Source organism: Rhodoferax sp. SPJ4, assembly GCF_058216275.1.
The window spans coordinates 121,473-148,077 of the sequence record NZ_JBYZMN010000001.1 but is presented as its reverse complement, the minus strand read 5'-3'; the positions used below and the strand labels follow the sequence as shown (position 1 = coordinate 148,077).

The 26,605-nt window shown below is 68.4% G+C and carries 21 protein-coding genes; 4 read left to right on the top strand and 17 right to left on the bottom strand.

The window, feature by feature from the left end; genetic code table 11:
• The first annotated feature begins 25 nt into the window (after positions 1-25).
• Together AC4BAR_RS00680 and AC4BAR_RS00675 are read left to right on the top strand one after the other, a co-directional pair.
• Positions 26-1,654, top strand: coding sequence for a peptide chain release factor 3 (locus AC4BAR_RS00680; RefSeq protein WP_490625894.1), 1,629 nt, complete (start codon positions 26-28; stop codon positions 1,652-1,654).
• A gap of 126 nt (positions 1,655-1,780) precedes the next feature.
• Positions 1,781-3,643 (top strand): YhgE/Pip domain-containing protein, encoded by a 1,863-nt coding sequence (locus tag AC4BAR_RS00675; RefSeq protein ID WP_490625893.1) that lies wholly within the window; start codon positions 1,781-1,783, stop codon positions 3,641-3,643.
• A gap of 25 nt (positions 3,644-3,668) precedes the next feature.
• Here the strand turns inward: AC4BAR_RS00675 and uvrA are convergent, their stop codons facing one another.
• The 13 genes from uvrA to AC4BAR_RS00610 all read right to left on the bottom strand — a co-directional run bounded on the left by uvrA (position 3,669) and on the right by AC4BAR_RS00610 (position 21,721).
• On the bottom strand, positions 3,669-9,647 hold the full coding sequence (gene uvrA, locus AC4BAR_RS00670; RefSeq protein WP_490625892.1) for an excinuclease ABC subunit UvrA: 5,979 nt from the start codon (positions 9,645-9,647) through the stop codon (positions 3,669-3,671).
• A 123-nt stretch (positions 9,648-9,770) separates the two neighbouring features.
• On the bottom strand, positions 9,771-10,259 hold the full coding sequence (locus AC4BAR_RS00665) for a hypothetical protein (protein ID WP_490625891.1): 489 nt from the start codon (positions 10,257-10,259) through the stop codon (positions 9,771-9,773).
• 97 nt (positions 10,260-10,356) lie between these two features.
• The gene (locus tag AC4BAR_RS00660; protein ID WP_490625890.1) at positions 10,357-10,998 is read right to left on the bottom strand and encodes a 2-hydroxychromene-2-carboxylate isomerase; all 642 of its coding nucleotides are present in this window, start codon (positions 10,996-10,998) and stop codon (positions 10,357-10,359) included.
• Positions 10,995-11,216: a DUF1289 domain-containing protein gene (locus AC4BAR_RS00655; protein ID WP_490625889.1), complete on the bottom strand. Its 222-nt coding sequence runs from the start codon at positions 11,214-11,216 to the stop codon at positions 10,995-10,997. The genes AC4BAR_RS00660 and AC4BAR_RS00655 overlap by 4 nt, the downstream gene beginning before the upstream one ends.
• Positions 11,213-11,746 carry a YbaK/EbsC family protein gene (locus AC4BAR_RS00650; protein ID WP_490625888.1) on the bottom strand — a complete coding sequence of 178 codons (534 nt, stop codon included), beginning with the start codon at positions 11,744-11,746 and terminating at the stop codon, positions 11,213-11,215. Before AC4BAR_RS00650 ends, AC4BAR_RS00655 begins: the two co-directional genes overlap by 4 nt.
• Before the next feature lie 87 nt (positions 11,747-11,833).
• Positions 11,834-12,742, bottom strand: a complete 909-nt coding sequence (locus tag AC4BAR_RS00645; protein WP_490625887.1) for a hydroxymethylglutaryl-CoA lyase — start codon at positions 12,740-12,742, stop codon at positions 11,834-11,836.
• Complete coding sequence (locus AC4BAR_RS00640) at positions 12,739-14,739, bottom strand: acetyl/propionyl/methylcrotonyl-CoA carboxylase subunit alpha (RefSeq protein ID WP_490625886.1); 2,001 nt, start codon at positions 14,737-14,739, stop codon at positions 12,739-12,741. Before AC4BAR_RS00640 ends, AC4BAR_RS00645 begins: the two co-directional genes overlap by 4 nt.
• 8 nt (positions 14,740-14,747) lie before the next feature.
• Positions 14,748-15,383 carry a DUF4126 domain-containing protein gene (locus tag AC4BAR_RS00635; protein WP_490625885.1) on the bottom strand — a complete coding sequence of 212 codons (636 nt, stop codon included), beginning with the start codon at positions 15,381-15,383 and terminating at the stop codon, positions 14,748-14,750.
• 6 nt (positions 15,384-15,389) lie between these two features.
• The gene (locus tag AC4BAR_RS00630) at positions 15,390-16,181 is read right to left on the bottom strand and encodes an enoyl-CoA hydratase/isomerase family protein (RefSeq protein ID WP_490625884.1); all 792 of its coding nucleotides are present in this window, start codon (positions 16,179-16,181) and stop codon (positions 15,390-15,392) included.
• Positions 16,181-17,803, bottom strand: coding sequence for a carboxyl transferase domain-containing protein (locus AC4BAR_RS00625; protein ID WP_490625883.1), 1,623 nt, complete (start codon positions 17,801-17,803; stop codon positions 16,181-16,183). The genes AC4BAR_RS00630 and AC4BAR_RS00625 overlap by 1 nt, the downstream gene beginning before the upstream one ends.
• Positions 17,800-19,524: an AMP-binding protein gene (locus AC4BAR_RS00620; protein WP_490625882.1), complete on the bottom strand. Its 1,725-nt coding sequence runs from the start codon at positions 19,522-19,524 to the stop codon at positions 17,800-17,802. The genes AC4BAR_RS00625 and AC4BAR_RS00620 overlap by 4 nt, the downstream gene beginning before the upstream one ends.
• Positions 19,525-19,657: 133 nt before the next feature.
• Positions 19,658-20,668, bottom strand: a complete 1,011-nt coding sequence (locus AC4BAR_RS00615) for an AraC family transcriptional regulator (RefSeq protein WP_490625881.1) — start codon at positions 20,666-20,668, stop codon at positions 19,658-19,660.
• Positions 20,669-20,830: 162 nt separating this feature from the next.
• Entirely contained in the window at positions 20,831-21,721 is an 891-nt protein-coding gene (locus AC4BAR_RS00610) for a transporter (protein ID WP_490625880.1), read from the bottom strand.
• Between the two features lie 227 nt (positions 21,722-21,948).
• Here AC4BAR_RS00610 and AC4BAR_RS00605 point away from each other — a divergent pair, with 227 nt between their 5' ends.
• Both AC4BAR_RS00605 and AC4BAR_RS00600 read left to right on the top strand, forming a co-directional pair.
• A complete protein-coding gene (locus tag AC4BAR_RS00605) occupies positions 21,949-23,184 on the top strand; it encodes a helix-turn-helix domain-containing protein (protein ID WP_490625879.1) in 1,236 nt (411 codons plus the stop codon).
• Between the two features lie 73 nt (positions 23,185-23,257).
• Positions 23,258-23,941, top strand: coding sequence for a glutathione S-transferase family protein (locus AC4BAR_RS00600; RefSeq protein ID WP_490625878.1), 684 nt, complete (start codon positions 23,258-23,260; stop codon positions 23,939-23,941).
• Between the two features lies 1 nt (position 23,942).
• On the opposite strand, the gene AC4BAR_RS00595 is transcribed toward AC4BAR_RS00600, so the two are convergent.
• The 4 genes from AC4BAR_RS00595 to AC4BAR_RS00580 are packed head-to-tail and all read right to left on the bottom strand — an operon-like array spanning position 23,943 to position 26,601.
• Positions 23,943-24,602, bottom strand: a complete 660-nt coding sequence (locus tag AC4BAR_RS00595) for an HAD family hydrolase (RefSeq protein ID WP_490625877.1) — start codon at positions 24,600-24,602, stop codon at positions 23,943-23,945.
• Positions 24,602-25,027: a YchJ family protein gene (locus AC4BAR_RS00590; RefSeq protein WP_490625876.1), complete on the bottom strand. Its 426-nt coding sequence runs from the start codon at positions 25,025-25,027 to the stop codon at positions 24,602-24,604. Before AC4BAR_RS00590 ends, AC4BAR_RS00595 begins: the two co-directional genes overlap by 1 nt.
• 4 nt (positions 25,028-25,031) lie before the next feature.
• A complete protein-coding gene (locus tag AC4BAR_RS00585; RefSeq protein WP_490625875.1) occupies positions 25,032-25,457 on the bottom strand; it encodes a rhodanese-like domain-containing protein in 426 nt (141 codons plus the stop codon).
• Positions 25,458-25,470: 13 nt separating this feature from the next.
• Positions 25,471-26,601 carry an acyl-CoA dehydrogenase family protein gene (locus AC4BAR_RS00580; protein ID WP_490625874.1) on the bottom strand — a complete coding sequence of 377 codons (1,131 nt, stop codon included), beginning with the start codon at positions 26,599-26,601 and terminating at the stop codon, positions 25,471-25,473.
• Between the last annotated feature and the right edge of the window lie 4 nt (positions 26,602-26,605).

The following is a 26,605-nucleotide window of genomic DNA, read 5'->3' as shown; positions in this document are numbered from 1 at the left end:
CTCGCCCTGACCAGATCGCCCGACCGTGTCCTACCATTCCGAAACCCGGCGCCGCCGCACCTTTGCCATCATTTCCCACCCCGACGCCGGCAAGACCACGCTGACCGAAAAGCTGCTGCTGTTCTCGGGCGCGATCCAGATCGCCGGCTCGGTGAAGGCCCGCAAGGCCTCGCGCCACGCCACCTCGGACTGGATGGAAATCGAAAAGCAGCGCGGCATCTCGGTGGCTTCGTCGGTGATGCAGATGGCCTACCGCGACCATGTGGTCAACCTGCTCGACACGCCCGGCCACAAGGACTTCTCGGAAGACACCTACCGGGTGCTGACCGCGGTCGACTCCGCGCTGATGGTGATCGACGCAGCCAACGGTGTGGAAGCGCAGACCCGCCGGCTGATCGAGGTCTGCCGCCAGCGCAACACCCCCATCATCACCTTTGTGAACAAAATGGACCGCGAGGTCCGCGAGCCACTGGACATCCTGGACGAGGTGGAACGCGAGCTGGGCATGCCCTGCGTGCCCATGACCTGGCCGGTGGGCCAGGGCAAGAGCTTTGGTGGCATCGTCAACCTGCGCACCCAGGCCATGACGGTGTTCGAGTCGGGCAGCGAACGCCTGCCGCAAGACTTTGAATCCATGCCGCTGTCTGACCGCGAGGCCTTGCTGAAGCGCTTTGGCAGCGAGTTCGCATCGGCCGAAGAAAGCATGGAGCTGGCCACCGGCGCCTCGCCGGCCTACGACCATGAGGCCTTTCTGGCCGGCAAACAAACCCCGGTGTTCTTTGGCTCCGGCGTCAACAACTTCGGTGTGATGGAGGTGCTGGACGCGCTGGTGGATTTGGCGCCGCCGCCGCAGCCACGCACCAGTTCGCTGGTGGTCAACAAGCAGCCGGTGATCAAGGAAATCGCACCGGACGACAAGGCGTTTTCCGGCGTGGTGTTCAAGGTGCAGGCCAACATGGACCCCTCGCACCGCGACCGCATCGCCTTTCTGCGCGTCTGCTCGGGCAAGTACCAGCCCGGCATGAAGCTGAAGATCCAGCGCAGCGCCAAGGAAATGCGGCCCACCAGCGTGGTGACCTTTATGAGCCAGCGCCGCGAGGCGGTCAGCGAGGCCTATGCCGGCGACATCATCGGCTTCACCATCCACGGCGGCGTGCAGCTGGGCGACACCATCACCGACGGTGCCAGCCTGCAGTTCACCGGCCTGCCCTTCTTCGCCCCCGAGCTGTTCCAGACCGCCATCCTGACCAACCCCTTGCGCGGCAAGCAACTGCAGGCCGGCCTGGTGCAGCTGGGCGAAGAAGGCGCGATCCAGGTCTTCCGGCCCACGGTGGGCGGCGCCATGCTGCTGGGCGCGGTGGGCCAGCTGCAGTTCGAGGTGGTGCAGCACCGGCTGAAGGCCGAGTACGACGTTGACATGAAGCTCGAATCCAGCCGTTTTGTCGGCGCCCGCTGGGTGACGGCCGACACGCCGGAAGAGCTGCGCGCCTTCATGGACGCCAACCAGGGCAAGCTGGCGCTGGACGCCGCCGACACCCTGGCCTATTTGCTGACCTCGACCTACGACCTGCGGCTGGCGCAGGAGCGCCACCCCAAGATCCATTTCCACCCGCTGCGCGAACACGCCGGTCTGGCGCTGCAGACCGCCGGCTGACAAGCCCTGCGTTTAGAGGCGCCCGCCCAGCCCGGGCGCGGCGGGGCACAGGGATAATCTGGCCCCACAAGGTCTGGGGGCATGGGGTGCGCAGCGCCTTGGCTCCGGACCGCACCGGACCTGCCCATGACCGCTTCCCTGCGCCGCCTCGTTCACAGCCTCACCCAGATCGTCCGGGCCGACCTGGCCCTGTTCCGGCGCTTCCCCCGGCTGGGCGTCTCGGTGGCCGGCATCGCACTGGTGCCGGCGCTGTACGCGCTGATTTATTTGTCCAGCGTCTGGGACCCCAACACCCGCACCAACGCGCTGCCGGTGGCCCTGGTCAACCTGGACGCCGGCATCAGCTACCAGGGCCAGCAGGCCAATGTGGGGGCCGACCTCAGCGCCAACCTGGTGGCCCAGGGCCTGTTTGGCTACCGCCCCATGCAAGACCCGGCCGCCGCCCGCGCCGCGGTGCACCGCGGTGAGCTGGCCTTTGCGGTCATCATCCCCAAAGACTTCAGTGCCAACGCCGTGCCCGGCGCCACGGCCGGCGCCGGCCAGGTGACGGTGGTGCTGTCGGAAGGCAACAACTACTCGTCGGCCGGCTTTGCCAAACGTTTCGCGGTGGAGCTGGGCCACAAGGTCAACGAAACCCTGAACGAAAAGCGCTGGGCCCTGGTGCTGGCCACCGCCGACGGCTCCAGCAAAAGTCTGGACCAGTTGAAAGAAGGCGTGGCCGCGCTGCAGGCCGGCGCCCGCCAGCTGCGCAGCGGCAGCCAGCAGTACAGCGAGGCCGCCGACAAACTGGCCAGCGGCTTCAAGCAGGCCGGTGGCGGGGTGCGCACCATGGCCGCCAAACTGCCGGCCGACGCCGACCTGCAAGCCTTCAAGGCCGGCCACAAACAGCTGCTGGCCGGCGAACGCGAGTTGGGCAAGGGCCTGGTGCAGTTGGAAACCGGGGCTGGCCAGCTGACCGCCGGCGCCGGCCGGATGCGCGATGAAACCAAGGGCATCCTGATCGTCGGCGGCAAGATTTCGCAGGGTGCCGGCGAGCTGGCCACCGGCGGCGCCAAGCTCAGCGCGGGCCTGGGCCAGGCCCGTGCGGCCAACACCCAGTTGACCGAAGGCGCACAGCAGCTGGACGCGGCCAGCGAGAAGCTGGCCGACGGCATGGCCGCCCTGGGTGGCGGTGTGCGCACGCTGGCCGCCAAACTGCCCGACGATGCCACGCTGGACCGCTTTGCCCAGGGTGGCCACGCGCTCAGCGACGGTTCGGCCAAATTGCTGGGCGGGTTGACGCTGCTGCAGTCCTCGCTGCCGGCCGGCCTGGGCAAGCTGGACGGCAGCGCCCAGGGCCTGGCCGAGTCGGTCAAGCCGGCGCTGGAGGTGCTGGCGCCGGTGGCCAACAACGGCAGCGCCTTTGCGCCCAACATGGTGGCGGTGGCGCTGTGGATTGGCGCGGTGATGACGGCTTATTTGTTCAACCTGCGCATCCTGCCCAGCGCCCAGGCCGGCGCACCGCGGCTGGCCCGCACGCTGGGCAAGTTCGCCGTGCCAGCCGGCGCGGTGCTGCTGCAGGTGGTGTTGTGTTTGCTGATGGTGGTGTTTGGCCTGGGCGTCAAGGTGCCGCATCTGCTGAGCTTTGCGCTGACCATGGTGGTGGCCTCGCTGGTGTTTTTGTCCATGGTGTTTGCGCTGCTGAGCCTGTTCGGCGAGGCCGGCAAGTTGCTGGCGGTGCTGCTGCTGACGCTGCAGCTGGCCGCCGGCGGCGGCGTGATCCCCATCGAGCTGAGCGGTGGCTTCTTCCAGGCGGTGCACGCCTGGCTGCCCTTCACCTGGGTGGTGCAGGCCTTCCGGGCCAGCCTGTTCGGCGCCTTCGACGACGCCTGGTGGCCGGCCTGGTCCATGGTGGTGCTGGGCGGCGTGGTGGCGCTCAGCCTGGTCACGCTGCTGGGCCGCTGGAAGGCGGTCGAGCCGGCCGACTACCGGCCCGGCATCGAGGTCTGAGCGGGCGGGGCTGCCCTGCCCCGGCTCAGCGCGCCAGCACCGGCCCCAGCACCCGGCCGGTGGGCGTGTCCAGCCGCACCACCTCTTCTGGCGTGGCGGCGGCGACGATGCTGCCGCCGGCGCTGCCGCCGTCCGGCCCCAGGTCGATGACCCAGTCGGCCTCGGCGATCACGTCAAGGTCGTGTTCGATCACCACCACGCTCTGCCCGCCGTCCACCAGCCGGTGCAGCACCCGGATGAGTTTTTCCACATCGGCCATGTGCAGGCCCACCGTGGGTTCGTCCAGCACATACAGCGTGTGCGGTGCCTTCTGGCCGCGGCGGGTGATGTCGTCGCGCACCTTGCTGAGTTCGGTCACCAGCTTGATGCGCTGCGCCTCGCCGCCCGACAGCGTGGGCGAAGGCTGGCCCAGCGTGAGGTAGCCCAGGCCCACGTCCTGCAGCAGCTGCAGCGGGTGGGCGATGCTGGGCATGGAGGCAAAGAAGCCCACCGCCTCGTCCACCTCCATCTGCAACACGTCGCCAATGCTCTTGCCGCGCCAGGTGACGGCCAGCGTCTCGGGGTTGAAGCGGGCGCCATGGCAGCTTTCGCACAGCACCTTCACGTCGGGCAGAAAGCTCATTTCGATGGTGCGCACGCCCTGCCCTTCGCAGGTGGCGCAGCGGCCCTCGCCGGTGTTGAAGCTGAAGCGGTTGGCCGCGTAGCCGCGGGCCCGCGCCTCCAGCGTGTCGGCAAACAGCTTGCGGATGGTGTCCCAGAAACCGATGTAGGTGGCCGGGCAGCTGCGCGGCGTTTTGCCGATCGGCGTCTGGTCGACCTCCAGCACCCGGTCGATGCCCTGCCAGCCGTCCACCGAGGCGCAGCCGGTCCAGTGGTTGGGCAGGTCGCGGGTGGCGCGCACGCTGTGCTTGGCCACCGCGCTTTGCACATTGGCCAGCAGCACGTCGCGCGCCAGCGTGGACTTGCCCGAGCCGGACACCCCGGTCACCGCCACCAGGCGTTGGAGCGGGATGGCGGCCGACACCTGCTGCAGGTTGTGCAGCTGCGCGCCGGTCACGGTGAGCCAGACCTGGGGTGGGTCCACCGCCTCGACCGGCGCTTCCAGGGCAGCCTGGGCGCGCTTGCGTTTGGCCGCCGCCGACAACTTGACCGGGGCCTCTTCGGGTGCGACCTGCACCGGTGGGGCTGGGGTGTCCGACGGGCCGTCCGGGTCCACCCAGCGGCGGGGTTTCAGCGGGTGGCGCATGGCGTGCAGCAGGTAGCGGCCGGTGACCGAATCGCTGGCCGCCGAGATGTCGGCCACCGTGCCCTCGGCCACCAGGCGGCCGCCGCGTTTGCCAGCGCTGGGCCCGATGTCGATGATGTGGTCGGCCCGGCGAATGGTGTCTTCGTCGTGCTCCACCACCACCAGGGTGTTGCCCTTGTCGCCCAGCTTGTGCAGCGCGTTCAGCAGAATCTGGTTGTCGCGCGCGTGCAGGCCGATGGTGGGCTCGTCCAGCACGTAGCACACGCCCTGCAAATTGCTGCCCAGCTGCGCGGCCAGCCGGATGCGCTGGGCCTCGCCGCCCGACAGCGTGGGCGCGCCCCGGTCCAGCGTCAGATAGCCCAGGCCCACCTCTTCCAGAAAGGACAGCCGGCCTTCAATTTCTGGCAGCAGGTCGCGGGCAATCTCCACGTCTCGGCCGCTCATCACGCCGGCCGCGGCCAGGCCTTGCACCCACAGCCGCACGTCGCGCACCGCCAACCGAGCGATGTCGGCAATGCCCGCCCCGGCGAACTTGACCGCCCGGGCCTGGGCGTTGAGCCGCGTGCCCTCGCAGCCGGCGCAGACGGCGTCCAGCACATCCTCCACCTCGGGCTCGGCAAAGGTCTGTTCTCGGCCCTTGTGGTCGTCGTCGCGCACCGAGTCGTCAAAGGCCTTGCGTTGTTCGCGGGTCAGCGCCACACCGGTACCCACACAGTCGGGGCACCAGCCGTGTTTGCTGTTGTAGCTGAACAGCCGCGGGTCCAACTCGGCGTAGCTGGTGCTGCAGACCGGGCAGGCCCGCTTGGTGGAAAACACCTGCACCCGGCCGATGCCGGCCGTGGGGCTGCCGTCGGCCATGGCCTGCTGCAGGCCGTCCAGCGGCGCCAGCACATGCAGCACGCCCTTGCCATGCTCCAGCGTCAGCGCCAGCGCCTGGCGCAACTCAGCCTCGCGGGCCGAACTGACCACCAGGTCGGCCACCGGCAACTCGATGGTGTGTTCCTTGAAACGGTCGATGCGGGGAAAGCCCTGGGTGGGCACAAACTCGCCGTCCACCCGCAAATGGGTGTGGCCACGCGGCCGGGCCCAGTCGGCCAGCTCGGTGTAGACGCCTTTGCGGTTCACCACCAGCGGCGCCAGCAGGCCGATGTGCTGGCCGGCATAACGCTTCAGCAGCGCCGCGGCAATGCTGTCCGGTGTTTGTGGCATCACCGCCGCGCTGTCGTGCACACAGTGCTGGGTGCCCAGCTTCACATAGAGCAGGCGCAGGAAATGCCAGACCTCGGTGGTCGTGCCCACGGTGCTTTTGCGGCCGCCGCGGCTCAGCCGCTGTTCGATGGCCACGGTGGGCGGGATGCCATAGACCGCGTCCACCTCGGGCCGGCCGGCCGGCTGCACGATGCTGCGGGCGTAGGCGTTCAGGCTTTCCAGGTAGCGGCGCTGGCCCTCGTTGAACAGGATGTCAAAGGCCAGTGTGCTTTTGCCCGAACCGCTGACGCCGGTGACCACGTTGAACTGGCCGCGCGGGATGGACACCGACAAACTCTTGAGGTTGTGCTCCTTGGCGTTGACGATCTGGATCACGTCCAGCGCCGCGCTGGCCGGCGCCGCGCGCCAGGCCGCCATGGCCTCCTGCGCGCTGAGCGTGCCGGCGCCCAGCTGCTGGTCGTACTCGCGCAGCGCGCGGGCGGTGTGCGAGGTCGGGTGTTCGCGCAGCGTCTCGGGCGGGCCTTCGGCCACCAGCAGGCCGCCGCCGTCGCCGCCTTCGGGGCCGAGGTCGATCAGCCAGTCGCTGGCGCGGATCACGTCGAGGTTGTGCTCGATGACGATCAGCGAATGGCCCACGTCCAGCAGCCGGCGCAGCGCCCGCATCAGCTTGGCGATGTCGTCGAAATGCAGGCCGGTGGTGGGCTCGTCGAACAAGAACAGCGTGCCTTTTTTGCTCAGCGCCTGGCGGCTGCTGGCCTCGCTGCGGGCCGCCTCGGCCAGGTGGCCGGCCAGCTTGAGCCGCTGGGCCTCGCCACCGGACAGCGTGGGCACGGGCTGGCCCAGCTTCACATAGTCCAGCCCCACGTCGACGATGGGCTGCAGCGCCCGCAGCACGTCCCTGTCCTTGGCGAACAGTTGCACCGCCTCGTGCACCGTCAGGTTCAAGGTCTCGGCCACGCTGAGGAAACGCCCGCCGCGCTCGACCTTGATGTCCAAAATCTCCGGCCGGTAACGCTGGCCGTCGCAGTCGGGGCAACGCAGGTAAACGTCGCTCAGAAACTGCATCTCCACATGCTCGAAGCCCGAGCCGCCACAGGTCGGGCAGCGGCCGTCGCCGCTGTTGAAGCTGAACTTGCTGGCGGTGTAGCCGCGCTGCCGGGCCAAGGGCGCGTTGGCAAAGATCTCGCGCAGGCTGTCCCAGGCGCCGACGTAGCTGACCGGGTTGGAGCGGGCGGTTTTGCCAATCGGCGACTGGTCGACAAACACCACGTCGCTGAGCCAGTCGGCGCCCAGCAGGCGGTCGTGCTGGCCGGGGGTGTCGGTGGCCTTGCCGAAATGGCGCAGCAGCGCCGGTGCCAGCACGTCCTGGATCAGCGAGGACTTGCCCGAGCCGCTGACGCCGGTCACACAGACCAGCTTGTGCAGCGGGAACTCCACCGTCAGGTTGGCCAGGTTGTGCTCGCGCACGCCCTCCAGAATGAGGCGGGGCGTGCTGTCGGTGACCATGCGCTTGAAGCCCAGGCCGATGTGTTTGCGCCCACCCAGGTAGGCGCCAGTCAGCGTGTCGGCGTGGCGCAGCGCGTCCACCGGGCCGTCAAACACGATCCGCCCACCGCGCTCGCCGGGGCCAGGCCCCATGTCGATGATGCGGTCGGCCGCCACCATCACCGCCGGGTCATGCTCCACCACCACCAGGGTGTTGCCGGCGTCGCGCAGCCGCAGCATGGCCTGGTTGATGCGTTGCATGTCGCGCGGGTGCAGGCCGATGCTGGGTTCGTCCAGCACAAACAGCGTGTTGACCAGCGAGGTGCCCAAGGCGGTGGTCAGGTTGATGCGCTGCACCTCGCCGCCGGACAGCGTGCGGCTTTGCCGGTCCAGCGTCAAATAGCCAATGCCCACGTCGCACAGGTACTTGAGCCGGGTGCCGATCTCGTCGAACAGCATGTCCAGCGCCTTGCCGTCGCCGCTGTCGCTGGCACCGTCCAGCGCGTCCACGGTGGCGCTGCGGTCGGCCTGCAGGCTGTCGAAGAAGCAACGCAGCCGGTCTATCGGCAGCTGCATCAGGTCGTTCAGGCACAGGCCGGGCAAGGCCTCCAGCTGGGCACGGCTCCAGCCCACCCCCTGGGGCAGAAAGCGCTGGGCCGGCGGCAGCACCGCGTCGGCCTGGGCCTGACTGCCGATGCGCCACAGCAGGCTATCGGTCTTGAGCCGGGCGCCAGCACAGCTGGGGCAAGGGGTGTAGCTGCGGTACTTGGACAGCAGAACCCGGATGTGCATCTTGTAGGCCTTGGTCTCCAGGTACTCGAAGAAACGACGCACACCGAACCAGTGCTGGTTCCACTTGCCGTTCCAGTTCGGCGAGCCGTCGATCACCCAGTGCCGCTGCTCGGGCGTGAGCTTGTACCAGGGCGTGTCGCGCGGGATGCCGGCCGCCTCGGCGTGGCGCATCAGGTCGTCCTGGGCTTCCTGCCAGGCCGGGGTCTGCATGGGCTTGATGGCACCCGACCGCAGCGTCAGCTTGTCGTTGGGAATCACCAGGCCGTAGTCGACACCGATCACCCGGCCAAAGCCGCGGCAGGTTTCGCAGGCGCCCACCGCCGAATTGAAGGAGAACATCGACGGGATCGGTTGCGCGTAGCGCAGGTCGCTTTCAGGGCAATGCAGGCCGGTCGAAAACCGCCACTGGATGCTGGCCCCCACGCTCCCCACTGCGTGTGGTTCGCTGCCCCCCGAGGAGGCCGTGCCTTGCTCGGGGCGGCCCGTCGCTGCGGCGGCGTCTTCCAGTGGATCGTCCAGCACATAAACATTGAGCCGGCCCGCGCCACGCTTCAAGGCCACCTCAATGGCCTCCAGCACCCGCGCCCGCTCGGTGGTGACCAGGCGGAAGCGGTCGGCCACCACGTCGAGCACGATGCGTTTGGCCGCTGGGGCCTCGCTGGCCTTGGCGGTTTTTTTCTTGGGCGCGGCCTCGGCGGCCGGCGGTGCGTCCACCTCGCGCTGGGCCTGGACCTTGGTGAAGCCGCTGACCGACAGCCACTGTTCAATGTCTTCCGGCGTGGTGCCGCCGGGCAGCTCCACGGGAAAGGTGAACACCAGGCGCGGGTTGGTGGCGGCGCAGCGGGCCTGCAGTTCGGCGTAGATGCTCTCGGCGCTGTCGTGCCGCACCTCCTGCGCCGTGACCTTGTCAAACAGCCGGCCAGCGCGCGGGAACAGCAGCTTCAGGTGGTCGTTGAGCTCGGTCATCGTGCCCACGGTGGAGCGCGAGGAGCGGACCGGGTTGGTCTGGTCGATGGCAATCGCCGGTGGCACACCGTCGATGCGGTCCACCGCCGGCTTGTCCATGCGGTCCAGGAACTGGCGGGCGTAGGCGGAAAAGGTTTCCACATAGCGCCGCTGGCCCTCGGCGTACAAGGTGTCGAACACCAGACTGGATTTGCCCGAGCCGCTGGGCCCGGTCACCACCGTCAGTTCGCCGGTGCGGATGTCGAGGTCCAGGTTCTTGAGGTTGTGTTGGCGTGCGCCACGGATGCGGATCCGGCCCTGTGTCATGACGACGGTCTTTCGGTGGTGAGCCGAACATTCTAGGGACAGCCACCCGCCCAGCGGGCCGCGTGGTCTTGCGGGCTCAGGCGCCCCCGCCCCACCGTCGCGGCGGGGCGCAAAAAGCCGGTATCAGTGGCTGACCAGGTCAGCCAGCGGCTGGAATTTCGCCGGGCCCACGGCCTCGCGGATCTTGGGCAGCACCGCCAGCAGCTCACCGTAGCTGCCGGCCCGCTCCACCGCCAGGTTGAGCAGGAAGCCACGCAGGCCCAGCTCGGAGGTCAGCTTGATGGCCAGCGGGTAGGCTTTCAGGTACTGCGCCTCGGCCTCGCTGGCCAGCGGCGGCATGTCGGCCGGCCGCACCGTGATGGCCAGCGGCGACGGCGGTGGGGCCACCACCGTCACCGCCGGTGTGGCGTCCGGCACCGGCTGGATCAGCCCGAGCTGCAACAGGTGGTCGATGTCCTGGCTGCCCACACCCAGGCCGGCGGTGGACTTGAGCACCTCGTCCAGCTCGTGTTTGCCGTCCAGCAGGATGAAGGCGAAGCGTTGGCGGGGGGTGATGGCAGCGGAACGGTCCCTGAGGGCCAGCTGCCCGAGTTCGGTTTTCGCGTAGATCATGCCCTGCTATCGGCAGGGGGCCGCGCAACTTCAGGGCGCTGCGGGTAAACCTTGGTCCGGCCCGCGGTCGCGGCGTGACTTACCGCACAAGGGCGGCTCAGCGGATCCGGGTCAGGCCTTCGGGCAGCGTGGCGGCCTGGGCCCAGTCGCCGCCGTCGAACCAGGCGCCGCCCTCCAGGTAGTCGCGCAGCATGGGCAGGGCGTCAAAGCCCCAGAACAGCTTGTCGTCCACCGCGAAGCTGGGCACACCGAACACGCCGCGGGCCAGGGCCTCCTCGCCATGGTCCCGCAGCTGCTGCTTGACCTCGGGCGAGTCGGGGAAACGGCCGGGCTGCAGCTGCCGCGTCAGCTGTTGCAGACGGGCCGGGTCGGCCGCGTCGGCGCCACCGCGCCAGGCGTGACGGAAGATGGTCTCCACGGCATAGCGGTTGGGCGTGCCGGCGGGGTCGCAGGCCACCGCCAGCCGCAGCAGGCCCAGCGGGTTAAAGGGGTGGGCCTCGGGCAGGTCCAGTGGCACACCGTGGTGCTGGCCCAGCCATTCCACCTGGCGGTAGGTCCAGTCGCGCTTGGGCTTGATCTCGGCCGGACCCAGCTGGCCGTGGTGCTGCAGCAGGCTGGCAAACAGCAGGGGTTTGTAGCTCACCTGGTGGCTGATGCCCATCAGCGCCTCGGGCAGCTTCTCGAACGCCAGGTAGGCGTAGGGCGAGATGAAGTCGAGGTAGAAGGTGATGTGTTTCATGGCAGGCTCAGGCGGGCACGTTGTTCGATCAGACCCCAGACGCGGCGCTTGTCGGCGTCGCTGGACCGACTCCAGGCGGTGATTTCGGCGATGCTGCGAAAACAGCCCTCGCACAAGCCATTGTCCTCCCGCATCCGGCACACCGACACACAGGGCGAAGGCAGCTCCTGGCTGGCCTGGCGGGCCCGCTTGGCCAAGGCCAGCAGCGCGGCGTTCACGACGCCACCTCGGCAAGGTCTTGGGCCACGTCGGCCAGCGGCGCGCCGGTGTAACGCTGCAGTTCTTGCGGGCTCAGCGCAAACAGGCTGTTCGGGTGGCCGGCGGCGGCCCACAGCCGCTCGAAGCGCAGCAGGCTCTGGTCGATCAGCGTCACCAGCGGCTGGGCATGGGCCAATGGTGACACGCCGCCGATGGCAAAGCCGGTCTGGGCGCGCACAAAGTCGGCGTTGGCCCGGCCCAGTTGGCTGCCCGGCGGGCAGGCCAGCGCGGCCACCTTGGCCTCGTCGACCCGGCGGTCGCCGGCCGTGACCACCAGCACCGCCCGCTCGGCGCCGTCGGCGTCGCGGCGGCGGAAGATCACGCTCTTGGCCACCTGGCCCAGGGCCACGCCCAAGGCGTCGGCCGCCTGCTGGGCGGTGCGGGCCGCGTCCTGCAGCATCCGCGGGGATTCGGTGTGGCCCAGCGCCTGCAGCGCCGCCGTCACCCGCTGCACGGCCTCGGGCAAGGGCGTCAGTTCAGCGCCGCACATGGGCAGCTTCCGATGGTGAAAAAGTCATGCCCGGATTGTGCCTTGCGACGCCGCCGCTGTGCAGGCGGTGCCGGCATTCCCCCAGCGTCAACCCCGGCGTTTGTTCAGCAAGGCGGTGGCGGCGCGGGAGTTGGGTTTGCGCTGCAGAAAGTCGCTGATGTAGGCGCCGGCATCGACCAGGGCGTCGAGGTCGATGCCGGTGTCGATGCCCATGCCCTGCAGCATGAAGACCACGTCTTCCGAGGCCACGTTGCCGGTGGCACCCTTGGCATAGGGGCAGCCGCCCAGGCCGGCCACCGAGGTGTCGAACTGCCACACGCCCAGTTCCATCACCGCCAGCGTGTTGGCCAGCGCCTGGCCATAGGTGTCGTGGAAATGGCCGGCGGTGTGGTCCAGGTCGTAATGGGCCAGCGCGGCGGCCATGGCCGCCTGCACGCTGCGCGGTGTGCCCACGCCGATGGTGTCGGCCACGTAGATGTGGTCCACACCGATGTCCTTCATCAGCCGCGCCACCAGGCCCACCCGCTCGGGCGCAATGTCGCCCTCGTAGGGGCAGCCCACCGCGCAGGAGATCGCGCCCCGCACCGACAGGCCCTGGCCGTGGGCGGCTTCCACCACCGGGCGGAAACGCTCGATGCTCTCGGTGATGGAGCAGTTGATGTTGCGCTGGCTGAAGGCCTCGCTGGCCGCGCCAAACACCACAATCTCGTCGGGCCAGCTGGCTTTGGCCGCCTCGAAGCCCTGCAGGTTGGGCGTCAGCACCGAGTAGCGCACGCCGGGCTGGCGCTGGATGCCGGCCATGACCTCGGCGTTGTCGGCCATCTGCGGCACCCATTTGGGCGACACAAAGCTGGTGACCTCGATGTGCTTCAGGCCGGCGGCCTGCAACCGGTGCACCAGTTCGATCTTGACCGCCGCCGGCACCGGCGCTTTTTCGTTTTGCAGCCCGTCGCGCGGGCCGACGTCGGTGAGCTGGACGCGGCTGGGCAGGCTCATGCGGCCTCCAGCTTCAGCAGCTCCGCGCCCTCGGTGACCTGGTCGCCCGGCGCGTACAGCAGTTCCTGCACGGTGCCGTCCAGCGGCGCGGCAATCGTGTGCTCCATCTTCATCGCCTCCATCACCGCCAGTGGCTGGCCTTTTTTCACCGCGTCGCCCACCTTGACCGCAAACGACACCACCTTGCCCGGCATGGGTGCGGTCAAGCGCCCGGCCTCGCCATGGGTGTCGCCGGCATGGGCCAGCGGGTCGATCACGGTGATGGTGGTTGCACCCTGGCCGGCAAACACAAACACCGCCTCGCCCTGGGTGTAGGCCTTGGCCACCAGGCGCTGGCCGGCGAACCGCAGGTCCAGGTGGTCGCCCTGGGCGGTGAAGGCTAGCGGGCCGGCGACGTCGCCCACCTGCAGCACCAGGGCCCCGTCGTGGCCACAGGTCAAGGCAGCCTGGCAGGCCTCGCCATGAAATTCAAAGTCGAAGCGGCGCACCACCACACCGTGCGAGCGCCAGCCGTCGCGCTGGCTGAACGGGTCCACGCCCTCCAGGGCTTTCTCGTCCTGCAGCGCCCGGGCCACGGCCGCCGCCACCGCCAGCGGCAGGCCGATGGGTTCCTGCTTGAACAACACCGCCTGTTCGCGCGGAATCAGTCCGGTGTCCAGATTCGCCTGGGCAAACGACGGGCTCTTGACCACATGGCGCAGGAACTGCACGTTGGTGGCCAGGCCCACGATGTGGGTCCGGGCCAGCGCCTCGTCGAGCCGGGCCAGGGCCTCGGCGCGGGTGGCACCGTGCACGATGAGCTTGGCCACCATAGAGTCATAGAAGGGGCTGATGGCGTCGCCCTCGCGCACGCCGTCGTCGATGCGCACCGCGTTCGGCGCCCGCTCAAAGGCGGCGTGGCCGGGCTTGCGGTAGACCTGCAGGCTGCCGGTGGCGGGCAGGAAGTTGTTGTCGGGGTTCTCGGCGCAGATGCGGGCCTCGATGGCGTGACCCTGGATGCGCAGATCGGCCTGCTGCAGCGGCAGCGGCTCGCCAAAGGCCACCCGCAACTGCCACTCCACCAAGTCGAGGCCGGTGATGGCCTCGGTGACCGGATGCTCCACCTGCAAGCGCGTGTTCATCTCCATAAAGAAGAAGTTCATCGTGCCATCGGCCCGCTGCTCGACGATGAATTCCACCGTGCCGGCGCCAACGTAGTTCACCGCACGGGCCGCGGCCACGGCCGCCTCGCCCATCTGCTGGCGCATCGCCTCCGTCATGCCGGGCGCGGGCGCTTCTTCCAGCACCTTCTGGTGCCGGCGCTGCACCGAGCAGTCGCGCTCGAACAAATACACGTAATTGCCCTGGGTGTCGCCAAACACCTGGATCTCGATGTGGCGCGGGCGCTGCACGTATTTCTCAATCAGCACCGCGTCGTCGCCAAAGCTGTTGATGGCCTCGCGCTTGCACGAGGCCAGCGCGTCGGCAAAATCCTCGGCCTGGTCCACCGCCCGCATGCCCTTGCCACCGCCGCCGGCACTGGCCTTGATCAGCACCGGGTAGCCGATGCGGTCGGCCTCTGCTTGCAGCATGGCCGGGTCTTGCCCCGCGCCGTGGTAACCGGGCACCAGCGGCACACCGGCTTTTTCCATCAGTTGCTTGGACTCGGCCTTCAGGCCCATGGCCAGGATGGCCGAGGCCGGCGGACCGATGAAGACCAGGCCGGCGGCGGCACAGGCCTTGGCGAAGTCTTCGTTCTCACTGAGGAAACCGTAGCCGGGGTGGATGGCCTGGGCGCCGGTGGCCTGGGCCGCCTCGATGATTTTTTCCCAGCGCAGATAGCTGTCCTTGGGCGCGCTGCCGCCGAGGTGAATGGCCTCGTCGCAGACGCTGACATGTTTGGCGCTGGCGTCGGCGTCGGAGTACACCGCCACGGTCTGGATGGCCATGCGCCGGGCGGTGGCCGCCACGCGGCAGGCGATTTCGCCACGGTTCGCGATGAGGATTTTTTTGAACATGGGTCTTCTCAGTTTGTCTTGGGCAATGCGCCGCCGCCCAGGAATTGGGCCAATCGCTTCAGCAGCGCTTTCAAAAACTTCACCAGCACCACCAGCAGCCAGACCATCAGCACGATGGCGATGGCCAACGCCGCGCCGAACAGCACCGGGTGGGTCGTGGCCAGCCACAGGCCGCCAACCACCAGGCCGTCTTCCACCAAGCTCATGCCGAGGTTGGAAAAGGGTTCGGGCGAGGTGTTGATGGCGGCGCGGGTGGTCAGCTTGGTGGCGTGCGAGGTGGCCGCCAGCGTGCCACCCAACAGCGCCGCGACCGTGGCCAGGGTGGCGCTGTCGGCGCCCAGCGCGCCGGCTGCCAGCGCCGCACCGGCCGGGATGCGGATGACGGTGTGCACCAGGTCCCACAGGCTGTCGACACCGGGAATCTTGTCGGCGAAGAACTCGATGAACAGCATGAAGCCGCTGGCGCCCAGCATGGCCGGGTGTTGCAGCACTTGCAGGCCGGGCGGCAGCGTGAGCCAGCCGGTCCAGCCGGCCAGGCCAGTCAAAAACACCACCGCGTAGAGCCGGAAACCACTGGCCCAGCCCAGGGCCGCGGCGAGCGCCAGCAGCTGGGGCGTGTCGAGCAGGTGGCGCGCGGCGTCCATGGGGGTTCAGGCCTGCGGCAGCCAGTTCGGCTTGCGCTTTTGCAAAAAGGACGACACACCCTCCTTGCCTTCGTCGCTGGCGCGGATGTCGGCAATGCCTTTCACCGTCAGCGCCAGCAGCTCGGGCGTGAGTTCGGCGCCGGCCACGTCGTGCAGCAGCCGCTTGCAGGCCTTCAAGGCCTCGGGGCCGGCGCTCACCAGCGCCTGCGCCAGCGTGGCCACGCGCTCGGCCAGCGCGTCGGCGGCCACCACCTCGTGCACGAAGCCGATGCGCAGCGCCTCGGCGGCGCTGAAGCGCTCGGCGGTGAGGAAGTAGCGGTGGGCCGCGCGGGCGCCCATGGCGCGGATGACGTAGGGGCTGATGGTGGCCGGAACCAGCCCCAGCTTGACCTCGCTGAGGCAAAAGTTCGCCTGGTCCACGCTGATGGCCATGTCGCAGGCCGCCACCAGCCCCATGCCGCCGGCGAACACGTCGCCGTGGATGGCGGCCAGCGTGGGCTGCGGGCAGCGGTAGATGGCCTGCAGCATGTCCGAGAGCAGCGTGGCGTCGGCCAGGTTCTGTTCGCGGGTGTAGTCGGCCATGCTGCGCATCCAGTTCAGGTCGCCGCCGGCGCAGAAGGCCGGGCCCTCGGCGGCCAGCACGATGGCCCGCACGTCGGCGCGCTGACCCAGCTCGCGAAAGGCCTGGGTCAGCTCGGCGATCAGCGCGCTGTTGAAGGCGTTGCGCACCTCGGGCCGGTTCAGGCGCACGGTGGCCACATGGCCGGTGGTGTCAATCAGAAGGTATTGCATGGCCATCACATCCGGAACAGGCCGAACTTGGTGTCGGGAATCGGCGCGTTCATGGCCGCGCTCAGGCCGAGGGCCAGCACACGGCGGGTGTCGGCCGGGTCGATCACGCCGTCGTCCCACAACCGGGCGGTGGCGTAATAAGGGTGGCCCTGGTCTTCGTACTGCTGGCGAATGGGGGCCTTGAAGGCCTCTTCTTCGGCCGCGCTCCACTGGCCGCCCTTGCCTTCGATGCCGTCGCGCTTGACCGTGGCCAGCACGCTGGCGGCCTGTTCGCCACCCATCACCGAGATGCGAGCGTTGGGCCACATCCACAAAAAGCGCGGGCTGTAGGCCCTGCCACACATGCCGTAATTGCCGGCGCCAAAGCTGCCGCCGATGATGACGGTGAACTTGGGCACCTGGGCCGTGGCCACGGCGGTGACCATCTTGGCGCCGTTGCGGGCAATGCCTTCGTTCTCGTACTTGCGGCCGACCATGAAGCCGGTGATGTTCTGCAAAAACACCAGTGGGATCTTGCGCTGGCAACACAGCTCGATGAAGTGCGCGCCTTTCAGCGCCGACTCGCTGAACAAAATGCCGTTGTTGGCGATGATGCCCACCGGCATGCCTTCGATGCGGGCGAAGCCACAGACCAGCGTGGCGCCGAAACGGGCCTTGAACTCGTCGAACTCGCTGCCATCGACGATGCGGGCGATGATTTCACGCACATCAAAAGGCTTGCGGGTGTCGGTGGGGATCACGCCGTACAGCTCCTCGGCCGGGAATTTGGGGGGTTGCGGTGCGTGCAGCGCAAACGGTTGCGGCTTGGTGGCGTTGAGGTTCTTCACCGCATTGCGCGCCAGCGACAGCGCATGCAAATCGTTCTGCGCCAGGTGGTCGGCCACGCCCGAGAGCCGGGTATGGACATCGCCGCCGCCCAGGTCTTCAGCCGTGACCACCTCACCGGTGGCGGCCTTCACCAGCGGCGGGCCGCCGAGGAAAATCGTGCCCTGGTTCTTGACGATGATGGTCTCGTCGCTCATCGCCGGCACATAGGCACCGCCGGCGGTGCACGAGCCCATGACCACCGCGATCTGCGCGATGCCTTGGGCGCTCATGTTGGCCTGGTTGAAGAAGATGCGGCCGAAATGGTCGCGGTCGGGGAACACCTCGTCCTGGTTGGGCAGGTTGGCGCCACCGCTGTCCACCAGGTAGATGCAGGGCAGGCGGTTCTGCGCGGCGATTTCCTGCGCGCGCAAATGCTTTTTCACCGTCATCGGGTAGTAGGTACCGCCCTTCACCGTGGCGTCGTTGCACACAATCAGGCAGTCCACCCCGCTGACCCGGCCAATGCCGGCGATCACGCCGGCACAGGGTGCGCTGTCGCTGCCGTCGCGGTCGGGGTACATGGCCAACGCGGCCAGCGGTGCAATCTCCAGGAAAGGGGTGCCGGGGTCCAGCAGCATCTGCACCCGGTCACGCGGCAGCAGTTTGCCGCGGCCGGTGTGTTTGGCCCGGGCGGCCTCGCCGCCGCCGGCGGCGGCTTTGGCGATTTGCACGTTCAGGTCGTCCACCAGCTTGCGCATGGCGGCGGCGTTGGCCTGAAAGTCGGCGGATCGGGCGTTCAGTTGGGTGTCGAGGATGCTCATGCGGTTCTTTCTTCTTCCAGTCCCAGCTCTTCTTTCATCGCGTCGCGAATCTTGAATTTCTGGATTTTGCCGGTGACCGTCATCGGGAAGGCGGTCACGAAGCGGATGTGGCGGGGCACCTTGTAGTGGGCGATCTGGCCCTTGCAGAAATCGCGCACCGCGTCTTCGGTCAGCGTGGCGCCGGGCTTGGTGATGACCCAGGCGCACAGCTCCTCGCCATAGCGTTTGTCGGGGACGCCGACCACCTGCACGTCCTGCACCGCCGGCATGCGGTACAGAAATTCCTCGATCTCGCGCGGGTAGATGTTTTCGCCGCCGCGGATCACCATGTCCTTGATGCGGCCGACGATATTGACATAGCCCTCAGCGTCCATGGTGGCCAGGTCGCCGGTGTGCATCCAGCCCTCGGCATCCACCGCCTCGCGGGTTTTCTCGGCATCTCCCCAATAGCCCTGCATCACCGAATAGCCCTTGGTGCAGAACTCACCGCGTTCGCCACGCGGCAGCACCGCGCCGCTGTCGGGGTCGACGATCTTGACCTGCAAGTGCGGCTGCACCTGGCCCACCGTGGCCACCCGCTTGGCCAGCGGGGTGTCGGTGTGGCTCTGGCAGCTGACCGGGCTGGTTTCCGTCATGCCGTAAGCGATGGTCACCTGGTCCATGTGCATGTCGCCCACCACCCGCTTCATCACCTCGGTCGGACAGGGCGAGCCGGCCATGATGCCGGTGCGCAGCGTGGACAGATCAAACTCCCTGAAGCGCGGGTGGTCCAGCGCGGCGATGAACATCGTGGGCACGCCGTGCAGACCGGTGCATTTTTCGGCCTGCACCGTCTGCAGCACCGTGAGCGGATCGAAACCGTCGTTGGGGTAGACCATGGTGCTGCCGTGCGTGATGCAGGCCAGGTTGCCCAGCACCATGCCGAAGCAGTGGTACAGCGGCACCGGGATGCACAGCCGGTCGGCCGGCGTCAGCTTCATGCATTCGCCAATGAAAAAGCCGTTGTTCAGGATGTTGTGGTGGGTCAGCGTCGCGCCCTTGGGGAAACCGGTGGTGCCGCTGGTGAACTGCACGTTGATGGGGTCGCTGGCCTGGAGCGTGGCGCCGATCTGCGCGATGCGGGCATCGGCCGGGTCGCCAGTGGCCAGCAGCTGCGAGAAGCGCAGCGTGCCAGGGATGTCTTCGCCCTCGCCGGCCACATCGATCCAGACCACGGTGCGCAGCGCGGGCAAACGAGCGGCCTGCAATTGGCCGGGTATGGCGCCATCCAGCTCGGGCGCCAGCTCACGCAGCATGGCCAGGTAGTCGCTGGTCTTGAAACGCGCCATGCTCACCAGGGCCTGGCAGCCCACCTTGTTCAGCGCGTACTCCAGCTCGGCGGTGCGGTAGGCCGGGTTGATGTTGACCAGGATCAGGCCCACCTGAGCGGTGGCGATCTGCAGCAGCACCCATTCGGCGTTGTTGTGGGACCAAATGCCCACCCGGTCGCCCGGCTGCAGGCCGCAGCCCAGCAAGGCGCTGGCCAGCCGGCGGGCCTCGGTCTGCAGCGCGCGGTAGCTGTAACGGCGCTGCTGGTGGGCGCTGACCAGGGCCTCCCGCTGGGGCTGGCGCTCCACCATGGCGTCAAAAAACGCGCCAATGGTCTGCGCGATCAGCGGCGGGGTGGTCGGCCCGCTGGCCTGGCTGAGGGCCAACGGCGCGGCGCTGGAGGGGGATGTCATGGCCGGGTCTCCATTGTGTGTCTCGTGGTTCTGGCTGCTGGCGACAGCTTAGGCCCAGCAGGCGCTCCGCGTCGGCCAGCCAGGTTGCAAATCCTGCCAGCTTTTTCGCCCAGCCGTTCACCCGGCCGCGGCTTCAGCGGGCGGGGTTGATGCGGCGCCGGTAGTCCACCGGCGACTCGCCGGTCCACTGGCGAAAGGCCCGGGCAAAACTCTTTTCGTTGGCGAAACCCACGGCCTGCGCCACCTGCTTGACCGGCCGCTGGGTGCGGCCCAGCGCGTCCATGGCGCGGCGTCGCCGCACCTCGTCTTTCAGCGCCTGCAGCGAGGCGCCCTCCTCGCGCAGCTGGCGGTGCAGCGTGCGGCTGGACAGGCTCAGCGCGCTGGCCAGGTCGTCGGCGGTGCTGGCCTGGGGCTGGCTGTGCAGCAGCATGCGGACCTGTTGCACCAGCAGCCGGTCGCGGGTGTAGGGCCGCACGATCAGCGTCAGCGCGTCGGTCAGCATGGCGTCCAGCGCCTTGTCGTCGCGGCGCAGCGGCAAATCAAGGTAGCGGGCGTCGAAACGCAGCCCGGCCTCGGGCGCGCCAAAATAAACCGGCCCCGGAAACAACCGGTTGTAGACCTCGGCATGGGGCGGGGTGGCCAGCGGGAACTCCACCTGGCGCAGCGGGATGCGCGAGTCCACCAGCCAGCAGGCCACGCCGTGCAGGTTGCGCAGCAGCGTCACCAGGCAGAACTCGCGGGCCGGGCCCACGGCGCGCTGTTCGATCAGCCGCACCACCGCCTCGCCCTGCTGGCGTTCCAGCCGCAGTTCCACGTCGTCGGTCAGCAGGTGGTGGTGGCGGCACCAGCGGGTCAATGCCACACCCAGGCTGGGTGCGCTGAGCGAGGCCCGCACCAGCATGCCGTAGCTGCCCCAGGGCAGGCGGCGCGAGAACCAGCCCAGGCCCTCGTCGTCGAGCTCGCGCATCGCCGCGCCGGCCAGTTGCTCCAGCTGGCGCGAGGTGATGCTGGCCTGTGGCAGGGCCACCTGGTCGGGTGCAATCTGGGCGGCCGCCAGGGCCTGCGCCGGGTCCAGGCCACGCTGGGCGTAGGCCTGCAGCAGCATGCGCACAAAAGCCATCGGGGTGGCGGCGACGGGGTTCATACGGCGCAGTGTATGAGACTGGGACGGATCGCCGGCCGAAAAAAAAGAGGCTGCGCGGTACAGCCCCGCACAGCCCCCAACCTTGTCAAGACCTCGGCCTTGAAGGATCCCCTTGCACTGATTCAGAGGATGGTGAACCCGGGTTGATCCCGGGGCGTCAGATCAAAACACCTGCAGGAAGCGCAGGTTCAAACGGGCGTTCTCGCGGAAGCCGTTTTCAACCGAGGTGTCGCGGCCCACGGTGGCCAGCACCTGCTGGGTGGGTGACAGGAAATGGGCCACGCCGACATTGAACTTGACGGTCTGGTTCTTGTTGTTCTGGTCGACACCGTTGACGCGGGTCTCGCCGCCGGTGGTGTAGGACACACCGCCGCGCAGGTCGGTGCTGCCCGACAGGGCGTAGCGCAGGAAGCCCTGGAACTGGTACTGGGCTTTTTGCTTCAGCGTGCCGCCGCCGGCGATGTCGTTGTTTTTGCCAAACAAGGTGACGTCGGCCACCAGGTCCATGGTGACCTTGTCGGTCAGCGGCGTGATGTAGCCGGTGTTCAGGATCAGCTTGTAGCGGTTCTCGCCCAGGCTCAGCGGGTCGTTCTTGTTGTACTGGCCGATGGGCAGCGACAGGAAGGGGGTGATGCCGAAATGGGTCTTGCTGCTGGGCGGGTTGAACCACACGGTGGCGCCCACCAGCATGTCGCCCACGCCGCTGTTGCTGCCCAGCACAGGGCCCAGGTCGCCCTTGGCCTTGAGCTTGCCGAAGGGCAGGATGATCTGCGGGTCGACGATGTAGCCGCCGATATCCATGAAGTGCACCAGGCGAATGATGCCGATGTCGGAATCGAGCTTGTTGTTGCCAGGCGCCTTGTTGCCGTTGCTGTAGAGGGCGTTGCGCTGGGCGTGTTGGCCGTAGACGAGGGCCAGGTTGGTGCCGGCCGGCAGGGCCGTGTAGTCGCCGGCGTCAACGTCCAGCGCGTGCGCGGGCTGCAACAAGGCGGTGGTGGCCAGGGCGCTGGCTGCAGCACCACGGACAATGGTTTTCAGAAACGTGGAAAGCATGTTTTCTCCTCGATGATTTTTCAGGGTCTTGTCGTCTGCGGATGAAGCCACCGCGTGGCTGTCACGCGGCACGGACGGCCAGCAGGCCCGCCCGGTGCCGCACCAGCAGGCGCCGCACGGTGGGTACTTTCGCGGTTCACGAGCGTCCTCAACACATCGGGTTTTCCCGGCCATCAAATCGTCCCGTCTTAGAACAAGATGCGGGCTCTTCAGCCCGATGCGGTTCCATGCACGCCAAAATCACCGTCCCCTCCGGCCCTTTTTTTGTCACGCCCGAGCAGCGCGCCGAGCTCGCCCGACAGCGCTTTTTTGAAGAAGGCGAGCTGCCCACTGGCCTGGTGCCGGAGGCGGTGATCCAGTCTTGGGGCCGTTGCCTGCGGGCCCGCCGCGCGCCTGCCGAGCGCGCCGCCTTCTCCCCTGTCACCTCCGCCCGCAGCCAATACGCGTTGCAGCGCAACCGCACCCTGCTCGAATCGGCCCGGCCGGTGCTGGACGAGCTGGAAATGGCCATCTACGGCAGCGGCTGCCGCGTCATCCTGACCGACGCCCAGGGCGTGGTCATCAACGCCAGCCCAGCGGCGCCGGCCGACGGCACCATGACCCGGCTGGTCACGCGGGTGGGTGTCAACCTGGCCGAAGACGAGGTCGGCACCTGCGCACCCGGCATCGTGGTGAAGACCGGCAATGCTTGCGCGGTGCACGGCCCTGAGCATTTCTTCGAGAACGTGGTCGGCATGTACTGCGCCGCCGCCCCCATCCGCGAGGCCTCGGGCTCGCTGGCCGCGGTGCTCGACATTTCCATCGAAAACGCCCGCCTGCCCTTCGACGTGCCAGCGCTGGTGGGCATGTACGCCACCGGCATCGAGAACCGGCTGCTGATCGCCAGCTCGCACAGCCCGCTGCTGCTGCGGCTGCAGGTCAACCCAACGCTGTTTGGCACGCCGCTCGAAGGCCTAGTAGCGCTGGACGGCGACGGCAGCATCGCCTGGATGAACGCCACCGCCGAACGCCTGCTGGCCCGTCACCAGGCCAGCCGCGATGGCGGCCGCCTGCAGTGCGAAGACCTGCTGGGCGCCCACTTCCACACCTTTCTCGCCGCGGCAGCCGCTGGCACGGCACGCATGTACCGTGCGGCCAACGGCCTGGGCGTGTGGGCCACGGTGCAGCTGCTGGGCTCCGACGGTCTCAGCGGCACCCGGGTTTCGCTGCAGCATCCGCAGCCGCCCGCACCAGCCGCCCCCATCACCGTCGAACCGGTGGCGCCGGTGGTGACCCCACCCACCCAAAGCCCGCCGGTCTCGCTGGAACTGGCCAACCGCCAGACCATCGAACAGGCGCTGGCCGCGGCCAAGGGCAATGTGTCTCGCGCGGCCCGCACGCTGGGGGTGTCGCGTGGCCTGCTGTACCGCCGTCTGCGGGAATGGGGCCAGACCGGCAGCGAGGCAGCGACCCTCACCGAGTGAACACCGCGCCGCCTGTCGCCATCGGGGTTTGAAACGGCGGCATCGGTGCCGTCACCGCGTCTAGACTGGGCACATGACCACCCTTGTTCTGCACCACTGCGTCGGTGCCCGCTCCTTCCGCCCGCTGTGGCTGCTGGAAGAGCTGGGCCTGCCCTGCCAGCTGCGCATGCTGCCCTTCCCGCCGCGGGCACTGGCCAAGTCTTTCCTGGCCGACAACCCGCTGGGCACTGTGCCCTTGCTGGAGGACGGCGCGGTGCGCATGACCGAGTCGGCGGCGATCTGCCAGTACCTGGCGGCCCGCCATGGCAACGGTGCGCTGGACGTGGCCCCCACCGACCCGGCCTATGGTGCCTACCTGAATGGGCTGCACCAGGGCGAAGCCACCTTGACCTTTCCGCAGACGCTGGTGCTGCGTTACCGGCACTTCGAGCCGCCCGCGCAGCGCCTGCCGGCCGTGGCCGACGGCTACGCGCGCTGGTTTCTGGCCCGGCTGCGCTGGCTGGACAACGCGTTGCAGCAGCAGCCTGACTTTGTCTGTGCCGGCCGCTTCACCGCCGCCGACGTGTCCATGGGTTATGCGCTGATGGTGGCCGACCACCTGGGCCTGGCGCCGCAGTTTCCAGCGGCGGTGGGCCGCTACTGGGCCAGCCTGCAACAGCGGCCAGCCTACCGGCGCGCCCTGCAGGTGGAGCACCAGGCCGCGCTGGACCAGGGGGTGCCCACCACGCCGGCGCCGTTGATGCGGCCGTTCGGCTGATTCAGGCGGTGGCCAGCATTTCTGGCAGCCGCGCCATGTCGGCAAACAGCCGCTGCGCACCGGCCGCCTGCAGGGCGTCGCCCTTGGCCGGGTCCGGGCAATAAGCCCACACCGTGGCACCGGCCGCCACGCCCGCCGTCACCCCGGTGGGGGTGTCCTCCACCACCAGGCATTGCGCCGGTGGCACCGCCAAATGCGCGGCCGCGGCCAGGTAAACGTCGGGCGCCGGTTTGGAGCGCGGCAGGTCATGGCCGCTGAACACCGCATCGCCGAAGTAGCGCGACAGGTCCACCATCTCCAGCTGCATCACCACCTTGGCCAGGTCGGCGCCCGAGGCGCAGGCCAGCCGCCCGTCCAGGCGGGCGTGCAGCGCAGCGACGCTGGCCACTGCCCCGGGAATGGCCTGCAGTTCCGCCGCCAGCCGCTGGTTGCGCCTTGCGTAAAAGCGCGCCATCCAGTCCTCGGTCAACGGCTGGCCGGTGCGGGCCTCGATCAGCGCACGCTCGTCGCGCACCGCCTTGCCAATGAAGATGCGCATGCACTCGGCCGACGACAAGGCCCAGCCGCTCTCGTCCAGCATGTCGCGCAGCACACCGTTGGTGATGGGTTCGCTGTCGACCAGCACGCCATCGCAGTCGAAGAGCACGGCCGTGAAGCGCATCAACGCGGCTCCCCGTCCAGGTAATACCAGCGGCCGTCGGCCTCTCGCACAAAGCGGCTGCGCTCGTGCAGCCGGCTGGCCTGGCCACCGGGGTGGCGCATACGGGCAACGAACGCCACCTCGGCATGGGCGCTGTCCAGCACCTGGTGGTCACGCACCTCCAGGCCCAGCCAGCGGGTGCCGGGCTCGGGGCGCACATCGGCCGGCCGCTGGCTGGCATGCCAGCTGGCCAGCAGGTAGGCCTCGTGGCCTTGCGTGAAAGCGGTGTAGCGCGAGCGCATCAGCGCCTCGGCGTCCGGGGCCAACTGCCCGCCGTCGATGAAGCGGCCGCAGCAGTCGGCGTAAGCGCGCGGCGCCTGCCAGGGCTTGTCGTCCAGACGGGTACCGCCACAGGGGCAAACCGGGTCAACAGCGGCCTTGGCCATGGGCTCAGGTTTTGGCGGCCTTGCGGGCCTGGCGCTCGGCCAGGGTTTCGGTGGGCAGGCCCTGCTGGGCCCAGTCGGTGAAACCGCCGTCCATGTGGGCGACGTTGGCCATGCCCATGTCCTGCAAGGCCTTGGCGGCCAGCGCGCTGCGCCAGCCACCGCCGCAGTACAGGATGTACTCGGCCGATTCGTCGGCGAAATAGGGTTTGAAATAGGGCGAGGCCGGATCGACCCAGAACTCCAGCATGCCGCGGGTGGCATGGAAGGCGCCGGGAATCAGGCCGTGCAGTTCCAGCTCGCGCGGGTCGCGGATGTCGACGATGCGCACCTGGGGCTGGCCCAGCCGGGCCGCCACCTGCGCCGGGCTCAGGGTGGTGACCTGGGCCAGCGCCTCGTCAACCAGTGCACGGAAACCTTTGGTGATGGGCATGGGGGGTTCTCGTTCAGGCCAGCGCGCGCTGGATCAAAATCTTTTGCACGTCGCTCGTGCCTTCGTAAATCTGGCAGACCCGCACGTCGCGGTAGATGCGCTCGACCGGAAAGTCACTGACATAGCCGTAGCCGCCCAGGGTCTGGATGGCGGTGGTGCAGACGCGCTCGGCCATCTCGCTGGCGAACAGCTTGGCCATGGCGGCCTCTTTCAAACAGGGCAGACCGGCGTCGCGCATGGCCGCCGCATGCCAGGTGAGCTGGCGGGCGGCCTCGATCTGGGTGGCGCATTCGGCCAGCCGGAAGCCCACGGCCTGGTGGTTGAAGATGGGCGTGCCGAAACTCTCGCGCTGTTTGGCGTAGTCCACCGCCACCTCGAAGGCGCTGCGGGCCATGCCGATGCTTTGCGAGGCGATGCCGATGCGGCCGCCTTCCAGGCCACCGAGGGCGATCTTGTAGCCCTCGCCTTCGGCGCCAATCAGGTTTTCGGCCGGGATGCGGCATTGGTCGAAATTGATCTGCGCGGTGTCGCTGCTGTGCTGGCCCAGCTTGTCTTCCAGCCGCGCCACCACATAGCCGGGTGCGTCGGTGGGCACGATGAAGGCGCTCATGCCCTTCTTTCCGGCGGCCTTGTCGGTCACCGCAATGACGATGGCCACCTGGCCCTGCTGGCCGCTGGTGATGAACTGCTTGACACCGTTCAGCACATAGCCGTCACCGTCTTTCACCGCGGTGGTTTTCAGGCCTGAGGCGTCGCTGCCCACCTGGGGCTCGGTCAGGCAGAAGGCGCCCAGCATCTGACCCTGGGCCAAGGGCACCAGCCAGCGCTGCTTTTGCGCCTCGCTGCCGTAGCGCATCAGGATGGCGTTGACCGGGCAGTTGGTGACGCTGATGGCGGTGCTGGTGCCACCGTCACCGGCGGCAATTTCCTCCAGCACCACGGCCAGCGTGACGTAGTCGAAATTGGCGCCGCCATAGGCCTCGGGCACACAGATGCCGTAGGCGCCCAGCGCCGCCAGGCCCTGGTGGGCTTCGCGCGGGAAATGGTGTTCCTTGTCCCAGCGCGCGGCATGGGGCCACAGCTCCTGCTGGGCAAAGGCGCGCACCGCCTCGCGCACGGCCTGTTGGTCGGGGTTCAGCAGCATGGGC